11 protein-coding genes are annotated in these 13,766 nt (G+C 66.5%); 4 read left to right on the forward strand and 7 right to left on the reverse strand.

The genetic code is table 11. From position 1 onward, the window contains the following. The 5 genes from RTK35_RS17945 to RTK35_RS17965 are packed head-to-tail and all read right to left on the reverse strand — an operon-like array spanning position 1 to position 7,410. On the reverse strand, positions 1–1,608 hold the full coding sequence (locus RTK35_RS17945; RefSeq protein ID WP_316908638.1) for an ABC transporter ATP-binding protein: 1,608 nt from the start codon (positions 1,606–1,608) through the stop codon (positions 1–3). A gap of 1 nt (position 1,609) precedes the next feature. Next, on the reverse strand, positions 1,610–2,629 hold the full coding sequence (locus tag RTK35_RS17950; protein WP_044408315.1) for an ABC transporter permease: 1,020 nt from the start codon (positions 2,627–2,629) through the stop codon (positions 1,610–1,612). Position 2,630: 1 nt separating this feature from the next. Further along, complete coding sequence (locus RTK35_RS17955) at positions 2,631–3,716, reverse strand: microcin C ABC transporter permease YejB (RefSeq protein WP_044408312.1); 1,086 nt, start codon at positions 3,714–3,716, stop codon at positions 2,631–2,633. After that, positions 3,716–5,584 carry an extracellular solute-binding protein gene (locus RTK35_RS17960; protein WP_316908639.1) on the reverse strand — a complete coding sequence of 623 codons (1,869 nt, stop codon included), beginning with the start codon at positions 5,582–5,584 and terminating at the stop codon, positions 3,716–3,718. The genes RTK35_RS17955 and RTK35_RS17960 overlap by 1 nt, the downstream gene beginning before the upstream one ends. Beyond that, positions 5,581–7,410, reverse strand: coding sequence for an extracellular solute-binding protein (locus tag RTK35_RS17965; RefSeq protein WP_316908640.1), 1,830 nt, complete (start codon positions 7,408–7,410; stop codon positions 5,581–5,583). The genes RTK35_RS17960 and RTK35_RS17965 overlap by 4 nt, the downstream gene beginning before the upstream one ends. 228 nt (positions 7,411–7,638) lie before the next feature. Between RTK35_RS17965 and RTK35_RS17970 the strand changes: the two genes are divergently transcribed. Continuing rightward, on the forward strand, positions 7,639–9,090 hold the full coding sequence (locus RTK35_RS17970) for an HDOD domain-containing protein (protein ID WP_172434164.1): 1,452 nt from the start codon (positions 7,639–7,641) through the stop codon (positions 9,088–9,090). Here RTK35_RS17970 and RTK35_RS17975 read toward each other — a convergent pair. Both RTK35_RS17975 and gloB read right to left on the reverse strand, forming a co-directional pair. After that, a complete protein-coding gene (locus RTK35_RS17975) occupies positions 9,078–10,661 on the reverse strand; it encodes a lytic transglycosylase domain-containing protein (protein ID WP_316908641.1) in 1,584 nt (527 codons plus the stop codon). The two genes, RTK35_RS17970 and RTK35_RS17975, sit on opposite strands and share 13 nt — an antisense overlap. A gap of 100 nt (positions 10,662–10,761) precedes the next feature. Beyond that, on the reverse strand, positions 10,762–11,541 hold the full coding sequence (gene gloB / locus RTK35_RS17980; RefSeq protein WP_316908642.1) for a hydroxyacylglutathione hydrolase: 780 nt from the start codon (positions 11,539–11,541) through the stop codon (positions 10,762–10,764). 128 nt (positions 11,542–11,669) lie between these two features. Here gloB and RTK35_RS17985 point away from each other — a divergent pair, with 128 nt between their 5' ends. From RTK35_RS17985 to dnaQ, 3 genes are read left to right on the forward strand one after another with little or no spacing between them, the layout of a single operon-like run. Continuing rightward, on the forward strand, positions 11,670–12,434 hold the full coding sequence (locus tag RTK35_RS17985; protein WP_316908643.1) for a methyltransferase domain-containing protein: 765 nt from the start codon (positions 11,670–11,672) through the stop codon (positions 12,432–12,434). 18 nt (positions 12,435–12,452) lie between these two features. Continuing rightward, on the forward strand, positions 12,453–12,878 hold the full coding sequence (gene rnhA, locus RTK35_RS17990; protein WP_069560315.1) for a ribonuclease HI: 426 nt from the start codon (positions 12,453–12,455) through the stop codon (positions 12,876–12,878). 58 nt (positions 12,879–12,936) lie between these two features. Further along, positions 12,937–13,674: a DNA polymerase III subunit epsilon gene (gene dnaQ, locus RTK35_RS17995; protein WP_074968197.1), complete on the forward strand. Its 738-nt coding sequence runs from the start codon at positions 12,937–12,939 to the stop codon at positions 13,672–13,674. Positions 13,675–13,766 lie beyond the last annotated feature (92 nt).

Consider the following 13,766-nt stretch of genomic DNA (forward strand, 5'->3'; position numbering starts at 1 on the left):
TCAGTGAGCGGTAGACGGCGCCAGGAAGGCGGCTTCCAGCAGTTGCTGGGTGTAGCTGTGCTGGGGGGCGGAGAAGATGGCCTCTGCCGGCCCTTGCTCCACCACCTGGCCGTGCTTGACCACCATCAGGTGGTGGCTGAGGGCGCGCACCACGGCCAGGTCGTGGCTGATGAACAGGTAGGTCAGGTTGTACTTGGCCTGCAGGTTGCGCAGCAGGTCGACCACCTGGCGCTGCACGGTGCGGTCCAGCGCCGAGGTGGGTTCGTCCAGCAGGATCAGTGCGGGCTTGAGCACCAGGGCGCGGGCGATGGCGATGCGCTGGCGCTGGCCGCCGGAGAATTCATGGGGGTAGCGGTGCCGGGTCTCGGGGTCGAGGCCCACCTCGCGCAGGGCTTCGATGATCGCTGCTTCCTGCTCCGCCTCGCTGCCGATGCCGTGGATACGCAGCCCCTCACCGACGATCTGGCCCACGCACATGCGCGGGCTGAGGCTGCCGAAGGGGTCCTGGAACACCACCTGCATCTGCCGGCGCAGTGGCCGCACCTCCTTCTGCGAGAGCCCTTCGAGCGCCTGCCCCTGGAAGCGGATCGCGCCCTGGCTGCCCAGCAGGCGGAGGATGGCCAGGCCCAGGGTCGACTTGCCGGAGCCGCTCTCGCCGACGATGCCCAGGGTCTGCCCCTGGCGCAGGGTGAAGCCGATGCCGTCCACTGCCTTCACATGGTCCACGGTCCGGCGCAGCAGGCCCTTGCGGATCGGGAACCACACCTTGAGGTCGTTCACTTCCAGCATGGCCGGTCCTTCGCTGGCCGGAACGGGGCCGCCGCTGGGTTCGGCTGCCAGCAGCTCGCAGGTGTAGGGGTGCTGGGGGGCCTTGAACAGCGCCTGGCAGTCGGCCTGCTCGACGATGCGCCCGCGCTGCATCACGCACACCCGGTGGGCCACGCGGCGCACCAGGTTGAGGTCGTGACTGATGATCAGCATCGCCATGCCCAGGCGTGCCTGAAGGTCCTTGAGCAGGTCGAGGATCTTCAATTGCACGGTCACGTCGAGGGCGGTGGTGGGTTCGTCGGCGATCAGCAGTTCCGGCTCGTTGGCCAGGGCCATGGCGATCATCACCCGCTGGCGCTGTCCGCCTGACAGCTCGTGGGGTAGGGCACGCAGGCGCTTCGCCGGCTCGGGAATGCCGACCAGCTCCAGCAGCTCCAGGGTCCGTCGAGTGGCCGCCTTGCCGGTCAGGCCCTTGTGCAGGGCCAGCACCTCGTTGATCTGCTTCTCGATGCAGTGCAGCGGGTTCAGTGAGGTCATCGGCTCCTGAAACACCATGGCGATGCGGTTGCCACGGATGCCGCGCAGGCGCGCCTCCGGGAGCCGGAGCAGGTCGTTGCCGCCATAGCGGATATGCCCGCTCGGGTGGCTGGCCAGCGGGTAGGGGAGCAGGCGCAGGATGGAGTGCGCGGTCACCGACTTGCCGGAGCCACTCTCGCCCACCAGGGCCAGGGTTTCGCCCTTGCGGATGTCGAAGCTCACCCCTTCCACCACCGTCTGGGTCGCGTTGCCGGCACTGAAGGCGACGGAGAGGTCGCGGATTTCGATCAGGTTCTCGCTCATCTCACTTCCTCGGGTCGAAGGCATCGCGGGCGGCTTCGCCGATGAACACCAGCAGCGTCAGCATCAGGCCCAGCACGGCGAACGCGCTGATGCCCAGCCAGGGCGCCTGCAGGTTGGACTTGCCCTGGGACACCAGCTCACCCAGGGACGGTGCGCCGGGGGGCAGGCCGAAGCCGAGGAAGTCCAGTGCCGTCAGGGTGCCGATGGCGCCGGTGAGGATGAAGGGCAGGAAGGTCATGGTGGAGACCATGGCGTTGGGCAGTATGTGGCGGAACATGATCGCGCCGTTCTGCATGCCCAGCGCCCGCGCAGCGCGCACGTATTCCAGGTTGCGGCCGCGCAGGAACTCGGCACGCACCACGTCCACCAGGCTCATCCAGGAGAACAGCAGCATGATGCCCAGCAGCCACCAGAAGTTCGGTTGAACGAAGCTGGCCAGGATGATCAGCAGGTAGAGCACCGGCAGCCCGGACCAGATCTCCAGGAAGCGCTGCCCGGCCAGGTCCACCCAGCCGCCGTAGAAGCCCTGCAGGGCGCCTGCGGTGACACCTATCACCGCGCTCAGCAGGGTCAGGGTCAGGGCGAACAGCACCGAAACGCGGAAGCCGTAGATGACCCGGGCGAGCACGTCGCGTGCCTGGTCATCGGTGCCCAGCAGGTTGTCGGCGGAGGGCGGCGCGGGAGCGGGGACCTTCAGGTCGTAGTTGATGGTGTCGTAGCTGAAGGGGATCGGCGGCCAGTACATCTCGCCGTCGCGCGCGGCGATCAGTTCCTTCATGTACGGGCTGCGGTAGTTGGCCTCCAGCGGGAATTCGCCGCCGAAGGTGGTTTCCGGGTAGCGCTTGAAGGCGGGGAAGTACCACTCCCCGTCGTAGCGGATGGCCAGGGGCTTGTCGTTGGCGATCAGCTCCGCGCCCAGGCTGAGGACGAATAGCGTGAGGAACAGCCAGAGGGACCACCAGCCACGCTTGTTGGCCTTGAAGCGCTCGAAGCGACGGCGGTTGATGGGCGATAGGCGCATGTCAGCCCTCCCGGCTTTCGAAGTCGATGCGCGGATCGACCAGGGTGTAGGTGACGTCGCCGATGAGCTTCACCAGGAGGCCCAGCAACGTGAAGATGAACAGCGTGCCGAACACCACCGGGTAGTCGCGGTTGACCGCCGACTCGAAGCTCAGCAGGCCCAGGCCGTCGAGGGAGAAGATCACCTCGATCAGCAGCGAGCCGGTGAAGAACATGCCGATGAAGGCCGCCGGGAAGCCGGCGATGATCAGCAGCATGGCGTTGCGGAACACATGGCCGTACAGCACGCGGTTCTCCGAAAGGCCCTTGGCGCGCGCGGTGATCACGTACTGCTTGTTGATCTCGTCGAGGAAGCTGTTCTTGGTGAGGAAGGTGAGTGTGGCGAAGTTGCCGATCACCAGCGCCGTCACCGGCAGGGCCAGGTGCCAGAAGTAGTCGAGCACCTTGCCGCCCAGGCTCAGCTCGTCGAAGTGGTTGGAGGTCAGCCCGCGCAACGGGAACCAGTCGTAGTAGCTGCCGCCGGCGAACAGCACGATCAGCAGGATGGCGAACAGGAAGGCGGGAATCGCGTAGCCGACGATGATCGCGGTGCTGGTCCAGACATCGAACACGCTGCCGTGCCGCACAGCCTTGGCGATGCCCAGGGGCACCGAGACCAGGTACATGATCAGGGTGCTCCAGAGCCCGAGGGAGATGGACACCGGCATCTTCTCCAGGATCAGGTCGGTGACCTTGGCATCACGGAAGAAGCTGTTGCCGAAATCGAAATGCAGGTAGTTCTTCACCATCAGCCAGAAACGTTCCGGTGCCGGCTTGTCGAAGCCGTACATCTTCTCGATTTCCTTGATCAGCTCCGGGTCCAGGCCCTGGGCGCCGCGGTAGTTGGAGCCGGCCACCGAGACCTCTCCGCCGCCTCCGGAGATGCGCCCGGTGGCGCCACCGGAGGCCGCGTCGAAGCCTTCCAGCTTGGCGATCATCTGCTCCACCGGTCCGCCGGGGGCGGCCTGGATGATGATGAAGTTGATCAGCAGGATGCCGAACAGGGTGGGGATGATCAGCAGCAGGCGCCGCAGGATGTAGGCGAGCATCAGCGGGCGTCCTGTTGCGGTTCGGTGGCCTGGGCTTCGGGCGTGTCCGTTGCCTCAGCGGCAGGCGTGGCACCGGGCTTCTGCCACCAGGTGAACAGGCCGAGGTCGTACTGCGGCGTTGCGGCGGGGCGCTGGAGCTGGTCCCAGTAGGCGACGCGCCAGGTGTCGACGTAATAGTTGGGAATGGCGTAGTGCCCCCACAGCAGGACGCGGTCCAGCGCCCGCGCATGGTCGATCAGGCTCTGCCGGGAGTCGGCGCGGATCAGGCCTTCCACCAGGGTGTCCACGGCCGGATCGCGCAGGCCGATGAAGTTGCGACTGCCCGGGCTCTCGGCGCTGCGGGAGTGCCAGAACTCCATCTGTTCGTTGCCCGGCGAGTTCGACTGGCCCCAGGTGGCGGGAATCATGTCGTAGTCCCGCGAGCGCAGGCGGGTCATGTACTGGGAGACATCGACACGGCGGATCACCAGTTCGATGCCCAGCTCGGCCAGGTTGCGCTTGAACGGCAGGATCACCCGCTCCAGGTTGGCCTGGGCAATCATGATCTCGAAGCTCAGCGGCTTGCCGTCCGGCCCCACCATGCGGTCGTTCTCGATGCGGTAGCCGGCCTCGGTGAGCAGCTTGTAGGCGTGGCGCTTCTGGTCGCGGATGATGCCGCTGCCGTCGCTGACCGGTAGCTGGAAGGGCTGGGTGAAGACCTCGTCGGGGATCTTGCCGCGCAAGGGTTCGAGGATCTTCAGCTCGGCTTCGGTCGGCAGGCCGCTGGAGGCCATCTCGGAGTTCTCGAAGTAGCTGCGGGTGCGCTTGTAGGCGCCGAAGAACAGCTGGCGGTTGGTCCACTCGAAGTCGAACAGCGAGGCGATGGCCTCGCGCACGCGGCGATCCTGGAACACCGGCCGGCGGATGTTGAAGGCGAAGGCCTGCATGCCCACCGGGTTGTGGTTGGGGATGGCCGTCTGGGTGATGTGCCCCTTGCGCAAGGCCGGGCAGTCGTAGCCGGTGGCCCAGTCCTTGGCGGAGTACTCCAGGTTGAAGTCGAACTGCCCGGCCTTGAAGGCTTCCAGGGCGACGGACATGTCGCGGTAGTAGTCGACGCTGATGACGTCGAAGTTGTAATAGCCACGGACCACCGGCAGGTCCTTGCCCCACCAGTCCTTGACCCGCTCGAAACGGATCGAGCGCCCGGCTTCTACCTGGGCGATGCGGTAGGGGCCACTGCCCAGGGGCGGCTCCAGGGAGGCCTTGGCAAAGTCGCGGGTGCTCCACCAGTGCTTGGGCAGGACCTGGATCTGCCCGAGGATCAGCGGTAGCTCGCGGTTGCCCGGGTGCTTGAAGTCGAAGCGCACGCGCTGAGCGTCTTCGGCCACCACCTTGTCCACGTCGGAATAGTAGTGGCGGTACATCGGGTCGCCGTGCTGCAGCAGGGTCTGGAAGGTGAAGACCACGTCCTCACTGGTCACCGGAGTGCCGTCGTTGAAGCGGGCCTTGGGGTTGAGGTAGAAGCGCACGAAGCTGTTGTCCGGCGCTTTCTCGATCTTCTCCGCCAGCAGGCCGTACTCGGTGAATGGCTCGTCCGGGGAGTGGAAGGTCAGGGAGTCGTAGATCAGGCCCAACTGGCTGGCCGACGTGCCCTTGGGGATGAAGTCGTTGAGGCTGTCGAAGCCACCGTAGCTGGCCAGGCGCAGGGTGCCGCCCTTGGGGGCGTCCGGGTTGACCCACTCGAAGTGCTTGAAGCCCGCCGGGTATTTGGGGGCTTCGTCATACAGCGTGATGGCGTGCCGAGGTTCGCACTGGGCCAGGCCGGCGAGGCCGAGCAGCAGGGCGCCGCAGCCGGCCAGGCACCAGGTGCGCAGGGGGTTCGTGCTCATCGGGTGTTCTCCGTGGGCTTCTGCCACCACGCACGCAGACCCAGGGTGTAGGGCGGCGTGGTGACGAAGGCGAACCGGTTGCGGTACGCCAGGCGATGGTAGTTGAGGTACCAGTTGGGAATGCTGTAGTGCTGCCAAAGCAACGTGCGGTCCAGTGCGCGGCCGGCGGCCACCTGCTCGTCGCGGGTGCGGGCGCCCAGCAGGCGCTCCAGCAGGGCGTCCACCACCGGATCGGCGACGCCGGCGTAGTTCTTGCTGCCCTTCACGCCGACCTGGCTGGAATGGAAGTACAGCGACTGTTCCAGTCCGGGGCTGAGGCTCTGGGGCAGGGTCATGAGGATCATGTCGTAGTCGAAGTGGTCCAGGCGCTGCTTGTACTGGGCGCGGTCGACGGTTCGCAGGGTGACGTCGATGCCGATGCCCGCCAGGTTCTCGGCGTAGGGCTGGAGGATTCGCTCGAGGTTGGGGTTGACCAGCAGGATCTCGAAGCGCAGCGGCTCGCCGCGTGTGTTCAACAGGCGCTGGCCGGAAAGCTTCCAGCCGGCATCGCCCAGTAGACCCAGCGCCCGGCGCAGGGTTTCACGCGGGATGCCGCGCCCGTCGGTTGTCGGCACCTTGAAGGGCTCGGTGAACAATTGGGCCGGCAGCTGCCCCCGATACGGCGAGAGCAGCAGCCATTCCTGTCCCTCTGGCTTGCCGGTGGCGGTGAATTCGCTGTTGGGGTAGTAGCTGGCGGCCCGCAGGTAGGCGTTGTTGAACAGGGCGCGGTTGGTCCACTCGAAATCGAACATCAGCCCCATGGCCTCGCGCACGCGGCGGTCCTGGAACACCGTGTGGCGGGTGTTCATGAACAGGGCCTGGGTCTGGGTGGGGATCTGGTGCGGAATTTCGGCGCGGATCACATCGCCTCGGGCCACGGCCGGGAAGCGGTAGCTGTTGGCCCAGTTCTTCGCCTGGTGCTCGATGTAGAAGTCGAACTCGCCGGCCTTGAAGGCTTCGAAAGCGACGTTGGCGTCGCGGTAGAACTCCACTTCGACCCGGTCGAAGTTGTACTTGCCGCGGTTCACCGGCAGGTCCTTGCCCCACCAGTCCTTGACGCGCTCGAACACCAGCCCGCGTCCGGGGCGGACCTGGGTGATGCGGTAGGGGCCGCTGCCCAGCGGGGGCTCGAAGGTGGTGGCCTTGAAATCACGATCCTTCCAGTAGTGCTGCGGCAGTACCGGCAGCTCGCCGAGGCGCAGGATCAGCAGCGGGTTGCCAGCGCGCTTGAGGACGAAGCGGATGCGGTGACGGTTGAGGATGTCGACCCGCTCCACCTCTTGCAGGCTGGTGCGGTACTGGGGGTGGCCGCTGCCGACCAGCGTGCGGTAGGAGAAGGCCACGTCGTAGGCCGTGATCGGCTTGCCGTCGTGAAAGCGTGCTTCCGGGCGCAGGTTGAAGACCACCCAACTGCGGTCCTCGCTGTACTCGACGCTGGAGGCGATCAGGCCATAGCTGGAGGCGGGCTCGTCCCCCGAAGGGTCATAGATGCCGGTGCCGACCATCAGCGGCTCGTTCAGCTCGGAGATGCCGTACTGCAGGAAGTTCGGCGTGGCCACCGGGCTGGTGCCCTTGAAGGTGTAGGGGTTGAGGGTGTCGAAGGTGCCGAATGCCATCAGCCGCAGGGTTCCGCCCTTGGGGGCGTCGGCGTTCACCCAGTCGAAATGGCTGAAATTGGCGGGGTATTTGAGGCCGCCGAACTGGGCATAGCCATGGCTCTCGCTGATTGTCGCGCTCGCGGCGGCGCTGGCGAACAGGCCGATCAGCAGGAGTATGAGGTGACGCATCAGGTGGGAATCCGGTCCGTGGTGCGCTGGGAAGGGGGCGTGCCGTGAGCCGTGCGGGGCATGAAAACCTCGGGCGGTATCAGCCGTCTCGCATCACCGAAAGGGCTGCAGGACGGGCGTTCTGGCCGGTACAGTAACAGCTTGTATCCACTGGAAAAAGGTCCGTCCCGAGTGGGGCTGGCCAGCACTTTGACTACACTTTTCCAAAACGTGCGGGGGTTCCTCATCTTGGGTTTACGCAGCCATGGTTTGCAGTCATGGATCGACAGGCTCACTCAGGCGGATCTGCCTGCTCTCGCGGCGGTCGTGTTCGACCTCCACAGCCTCGCCCAGCGCGATCACGCGTCCGTCCAGCAACTGGCCGACGTGCTGTTGCGCGATGCCGCGCTGACCTCCAAGGTCCTTCGGGTCGGTAACAGCGCCTACTACAACCCTTCCCAGGAGCCGATTCGTACGATCTCCCGCGCCATCGTGCTGGTGGGATTCGAGAACGTTCGCCTCATCGGCCTGTCCCTCAGCCTGATCGACGGCCTGCTGACCCGTGCTCCTCGTGAGCAGTTGCAGGAGCTGCTGGCGCGCTCCTTCCATGCCGCCGTGCAGGCGCGCAATATCGCTGGCTACGTGATCAGCCGTGACCAGGAAGAGGTGTTCATCGCCGCGCTGCTCTATCGCCTTGGGGAGCTTGCGTTCTGGGGCTGCGCCGGAGACCAGGCCGACGAACTGGCCCAGGCCCTTGCTCAACCCGGTGCGGATGAGGAGCAGACGGTGCGCGAGGTGCTGGGTACCAGCTTCCGCCACCTCACCACCGGGCTGATCAAGAGCTGGAACCTGGGCGAGGTGGCGGCGCTGGCCCGCGGTGGCGGTGCCCAGGCCGATCCGGCCGTCAGGGCCGTGACGCTTGGGGTGCAGGTCAGCGAGGCGGCGCTGGAGGGCTGGGACTCGCCGCAGATGGCGACGCTGGTCCAGCAGATGGCGCAGTTCATCGGTGTGTCCCCCGAGGAGGCGATGCAGCAGGTGCTGGCCAGTGCCGACGAATCGGTGAAGGTGGCGGCGACCTTCGGTGCCAGCCGCCTGTGCGCGCTCATCCCGCCCACCGACCCCGAGCAACTGCTGGTGCAGCAGGCCCAGCGCAAGGCACGCCAGCTCCAGCCCGACCTGCTGCTGATGCAGCAGGCCCTGCAGGACCTGGGCATGATGGTGTCCCGCCAGGCGGATGTCGGCCTGATTCTCGACACGCTGACGCGCGGCCTGCACCTTGGTGTGGGGTTGGAGCGTGTGATGGTGGCGGTGCTGGCTGACCGCCAGACCTGCTTCCGCGTCAAGCGGGTGGCCGGCGAGGGGACGGCGGACTGGCAACAGGGCTTCGAGCTACCGGTCGAGCAGCCGGAGCAGCCCCACCTGTTCAGCTATGTGCTGCGCAGCCGCGAGCCGCTCTGGATGGGCATTCCTGCCACGTGCACCCTGAACGACCTGATGACCCAGCCCATGCGCCGCTGGTTCGGCCAGGGAATGTTCTTCATCGCCCCGTTGTTCGCGGGGGCACGCCCGATCGGGGTGATCTACGCCGATTGCCGGCCCTCGGGGCGTGCGCTGAAGCACGAGCAGTTCGTCGCCTTCCAGCGCTTCGCCCAGTTGTCCGGGCGATGCCTGGCGGCGATCGGCAAGCCTCAGGGGAGGTAGAGGGTCAGGGTCTGGCCTGGCTTGAGCGCGTGGCCGCTGCGGGGATTCCAGCGCTGGATATGCTTCATCTCCACATTGAAGCGCTTGGCGATGACGTACAGCGAATCCCCTTCCTTCACCTTGTAGTAGGTCACCGCATCGCGGCCGGCCTTGTCGGCCATCGCCACGGTACGGGTTGTAGTGCGGGTGCTGCTGGCGCCCTGCAGGGCGAGGGTCTGGCCGACCTTCAGGTGGGTACCGTTCAGGCGGTTCCAGCGCTTGATGTCACTCACATCGACGCCGGTCTGCTTGGCGATCTGCCAGAGGTTGTCGCCGTTGCGGACCTTGTAGGTACGCGCCTTGGCGGCCGGCTCGTTGCGGGCCAGGTTCTGGAACACCGGCTGGGTCGGGGCGCGGCCGGCTTCCACCGGGATGCTGAGGCTCTGGCCCACCCGCAGGCGATTCCCGGAGAGGCCATTGATTTCCTTGATACTGGCGACGCTCACCTGGTAGCGGTTGGCGATGGCCTGCAGGTTGTCGCCGTTGCGCACCCGGTAGTCCTGCCACTCCACCAGGTCCTGGGGGGCGAGGCTGGACAGGCTGGCCACCAGTTGCTCGGCCTTCTGGGTCGGCACCAGCAGTTGCTGCGGGCCGTCCATGGTGATGCGGCGCTTGAAGGCGGGGTTGAGCTGGTAGAGCTCGTCCGCGTCCAGATCGGCCATCGCCGCCACGCGGGACAGGTCCATGCGCTGCTTGAGTTCCACCACCTCGAAATAGGGCTCGTTGGCCACGGGGCTCAGGGCGATGCCGTAGGCGTCGGGGGCCAGGACCACTTGCGACAGGGCCAGCAGCTTGGGCACGTAGTCGCGGGTTTCCTGGGGCAGCGGCAGGTTCCAGTAGTCGGTGGGCAGGCCCACTTTCTGGTTGCGCTCGATGGCGCGGCTCACCGTGCCTTCGCCAGCGTTGTAGGCGGCCAGGGCCAGCAGCCAGTCGCCGTTGAACATCTCGTGCAGGCGCCCGAGGTAATCGAGGGCGGCGTTGGTCGAGGCGGTGATGTCGCGACGGCCGTCGTACCAGTTGGTCTGGCGCAGGTTGAAGTGGCGTCCGGTGGAGGGGATGAACTGCCACAGGCCCACCGCGTCCGCACGGGAATAGGCGAAGGGGTTGTAGGCGCTCTCGATGACCGGCAGCAGCGCCAACTCCAGCGGCATCTCACGTTCTTCGAGGCGCTCGACGATGTAGTGGATGTAGGGGTTGCTGCGTTGCGAGGCCTTCTCGACGAAGGACGAGTTGCTGACGAACCAGAGGCGTTGCTGTTCGATTCGCGGGTTGACGCCGATCTCGTCCTGCAGGGCGAAGCCTTTGCGCATGCGCTCCCAGATGTCCTGCGGTTCCTGCTCGACCTGCACCTCTTCCTGCCACTGGGTCTGCTGGTGCAGCTTGGCGGCCAGCGCCTTCTCCTGGCTGTCGTCCTCGGGGCGATGACCCATGCTCTGGCAGCCGGTGAGGGCTGCGGCGGAGACCAGCAATACAGCCCTTACGGCTCTTGCCAATGCGTCTAGATCAAGGGTTTTCGGCGGCGTAGACGGCATTGGTCGCTGGGCTTTTCCGGGAAAAAAGGTCGGGCGATTCTAGGAACCGACCCGGGGGTGGTCAAGTTTTCACCAGCTCGAATGTGACCTGAAGGGCGTTTCAGAACGTGTCCTTCCAGCTCCTCAGGGTGGCGAACACCGCTGCCGGGGCGGTGTGGCGGCTGCCGCTCCGTTTGTCGGCTGCGGCGATCACCGAGGCTTCCCTGACCCGCAGGAACGGATTGGTCTCGCGTTCCAGCGCAATGCTGGAGGGCAGGCTGACGCCGTCTTCCTCGCGCAAGCGGCTTACCGCCTCGAAGCGTTGTTCGATCGCCGGGTTGCCCGGCTCGACGGCGCAGGCAAAGCGCAGATTGCCGAGGGTGTATTCGTGGGTGCAGTAGACGCGGGTCGGGGCGGGGAGGGCGGCGAGGCGAGACAGGGCCGTGTGCATCTGCTCGGCGGTACCCTCGAAGAGCCGACCGCAACCGGCAGCGAACAGGGTGTCGCCGCTGAACAGCACCGGTGCGGTGGCATCGTCGTGGAAGTAGGCGATATGGCCCAGGGTGTGGCCGGGGACGTGGAACACCTCGAACGTCAGGCCGAGCACCTCGATGCGCTCGCCGTCTTCCAGCGCCCGGTCCCGCGCCGGGATGGTCTCGTGGGCCGGGCCGTACACCGTGGCGCCGGTGCGAGCCTTCAGCTCGGCCACCCCCCCCACGTGGTCGCCGTGGTGGTGGGTGATCAGGATGTCGCTGAGGGTCCAGCCGGGGTGTGCCTCCAGCCAGGCCAGCACGGGGGCGGCATCGCCGGGGTCGACCACCGCACAGCGTCGTTCGGTCGCATCCTGCAACAGCCAGATATAGTTGTCGGAGAAGGCACGGATGGGGTCGATCTGTATCATGGGCCGCTCGCCTGTCTGTCAGCAAAAGCGCATCTTAGGGGCCGTGCCCCGGGGCGTCGAGCCGGTGTGGGTAGTGCCCGTCGTGCTGCCCGGATCGGCGGCTCCGTGTCCATCACCAGGAGGTTTCCGTGAACAGGCCACCCATCGCCCAGGCCGATCCCGCCTGGCTCGAGTTGATCGAGGACGCCCGCACCTGGTTCTCCGGCCCGCTGGGTGGGCTGATGCTGTTCGAGGAGCAGCGCCTGCTCGAGGACGAACTGGGGCGTTATTTCGGCGGCTACCTGGTTCACTACGGCCCCCGTGCCGAACTGCCGCCGGGTGCGCGGCAGATCCAGCGCAGCGTCCATCTCGGCGCACCGTTGCCGGGGGTGGAGATCGCCTGCGACGAGAATGCCTGGCCCCTCTCCGAACATGCCGCCGATGTAGTGGTGCTGCAGCATGGGCTGGATTTCAGCCTCTCGCCCCATGGCCTGCTGCGTGAGGCCGCGCGCAGTGTGCGCCCTGGCGGGCACCTGCTGATCGTCGGGGTCAACCCGTGGAGTGCCTGGGGCGTGCGTCATTACTCCGCCGGGGACGCCCTGGGCAAGGCCCGCTGCATCGCGCCGAGCCGGGTCGCCGACTGGCTCAACCTGCTGGGTTTCGCGCTGGAGAAACGCCGCTTCGGGTGCTATCGTCCGCCGCTCGCTTCACCGGCCTGGCAATCGCGCCTGGCCTGGCTGGAGCGCTGGGGCGGCGCCGGGCAGTGGTTCGGTGCCGGCTTCTATCTGCTGGTGGCGCGCAAGCTGGTGGTCGGCCTGCGCCCGTTGCGCCAGAGTCGACGCGAGCCCATGGGCAAGCTGATTCCCATGCCGGTGGCGAAGGTCAGCCGGCGCGATTCGAAACACGAGGCATAAGTGACAGAACGGGTCGAGATGTACACCGACGGGGCCTGCAAGGGTAACCCCGGTCCCGGTGGCTGGGGCGTATTGCTCGTCTACAAGGGCGCCGAGAAGGAGCTCTGGGGGGGCGAGCACGACACCACCAACAACCGCATGGAGCTGATGGCCGCGATTGCCGGCCTGGTAGCGCTCAAGCGGCCGTGCCAGGTGCGTCTGGTCACCGACTCCGAATACGTGATGCGCGGCATCCAGGAGTGGCTCCCCAACTGGAAGAAGCGCGGCTGGAAGACGGCCGCCAAGCAACCGGTGAAGAACGCCGACCTGTGGCAGTTGCTGGACGAGCAGGTCAGCCGCCACCAGGTGGAATGGCAGTGGGTGCGCGGGCACACCGGCCATCCGGGCAACGAGCGTGCCGACCAGTTGGCGAACCGGGGTGTCAGCGAGCTGGGCCCCCGTTAGAATGCGCCATCGCAATACCGCCTCCTGATCCAGACCCTCCACCCCACGGGCATCGAACATGCGTTACGTAGTACTGGATACCGAAACCACCGGCATGCCGGTGACCGATGGCCACCGCATCATCGAGATCGGTTGCGTCGAGCTTGAAGGGCGCCGCCTCACCGGTCGCCACTTCCACCAATACCTGCAGCCCGACCGCGAAGTGGACGAAGGCGCCATCGCCGTCCACGGCATCACCAACGAGTTCCTGGTGGGCAAGCCGCGCTTCAAGGACGTTGCCGACGAGTTCTTCGAATTCATCAAGGGCGCCGAGCTGATCATCCACAACGCGGCGTTCGACATCGGCTTCATCAACAACGAGTTCGCCCTGCTGGGGCAGAGCGACCGTTCCGACATCGCCGAGCACTGCGGCGTGATCGACACCCTGATGATGGCGCGCGAGCGCCATCCGGGTCAGCGCAACAACCTCGACGCCCTGTGCAAGCGCTACGACGTCGACAACTCCGGCCGTGACCTCCACGGCGCACTGCTCGACGCCGAGATCCTCGCCGACGTCTACCTGGCGATGACCGGCGGCCAGACCAACCTGTCCCTGGCGGGCGAGGGCGGTGACGAGGGTGGCCGGCCCCAGGCCTCGCCCATCCGCCGCATCCAGGGCCGTGTGCCCGGCCGCGTGCTGCGGGCCAGCGAAGCGGAACTGGCGGCCCACCTGGAGCGGCTGGCAGTGATCGAGAAGGCCTCCGGCGGCCCGGCCCTGTGGGCCAAGCTGGAAGCACCGGCCACGCCCGAGGCGTGACCCGCGCCGATTTCACCGGCGCGACCTTTTCTTACAGGTGCTAGCGCCGGGGGTTACGCGACTCCCGGCGAGCTTCTACCCTGGCGTCCTGG

It is taken from the genome of Pseudomonas sp. zfem003 (genome assembly GCF_032621675.1).
Lineage (GTDB): Bacteria > Pseudomonadota > Gammaproteobacteria > Pseudomonadales > Pseudomonadaceae > Metapseudomonas > Metapseudomonas otitidis.

Coding starts and splice junctions, on each gene's coding strand:
- RTK35_RS17945 (WP_316908638.1), bottom strand. CDS start 1,608: ATGAGCGAGAACCTGATCGAAATCCGCGACCTCTCCGTCGCCTTCAGT.
- RTK35_RS17950 (WP_044408315.1), bottom strand. CDS start 2,629: ATGCGCCTATCGCCCATCAACCGCCGTCGCTTCGAGCGCTTCAAGGCC.
- RTK35_RS17955 (WP_044408312.1), bottom strand. CDS start 3,716: ATGCTCGCCTACATCCTGCGGCGCCTGCTGCTGATCATCCCCACCCTG.
- RTK35_RS17960 (WP_316908639.1), bottom strand. CDS start 5,584: ATGAGCACGAACCCCCTGCGCACCTGGTGCCTGGCCGGCTGCGGCGCC.
- RTK35_RS17965 (WP_316908640.1), bottom strand. CDS start 7,410: ATGCGTCACCTCATACTCCTGCTGATCGGCCTGTTCGCCAGCGCCGCC.
- RTK35_RS17975 (WP_316908641.1), bottom strand. CDS start 10,661: ATGCCGTCTACGCCGCCGAAAACCCTTGATCTAGACGCATTGGCAAGA.
- gloB (WP_316908642.1), bottom strand. CDS start 11,541: ATGATACAGATCGACCCCATCCGTGCCTTCTCCGACAACTATATCTGG.
- rnhA (WP_069560315.1), top strand. CDS start 12,453: ATGTACACCGACGGGGCCTGCAAGGGTAACCCCGGTCCCGGTGGCTGG.
- dnaQ (WP_074968197.1), top strand. CDS start 12,937: ATGCGTTACGTAGTACTGGATACCGAAACCACCGGCATGCCGGTGACC.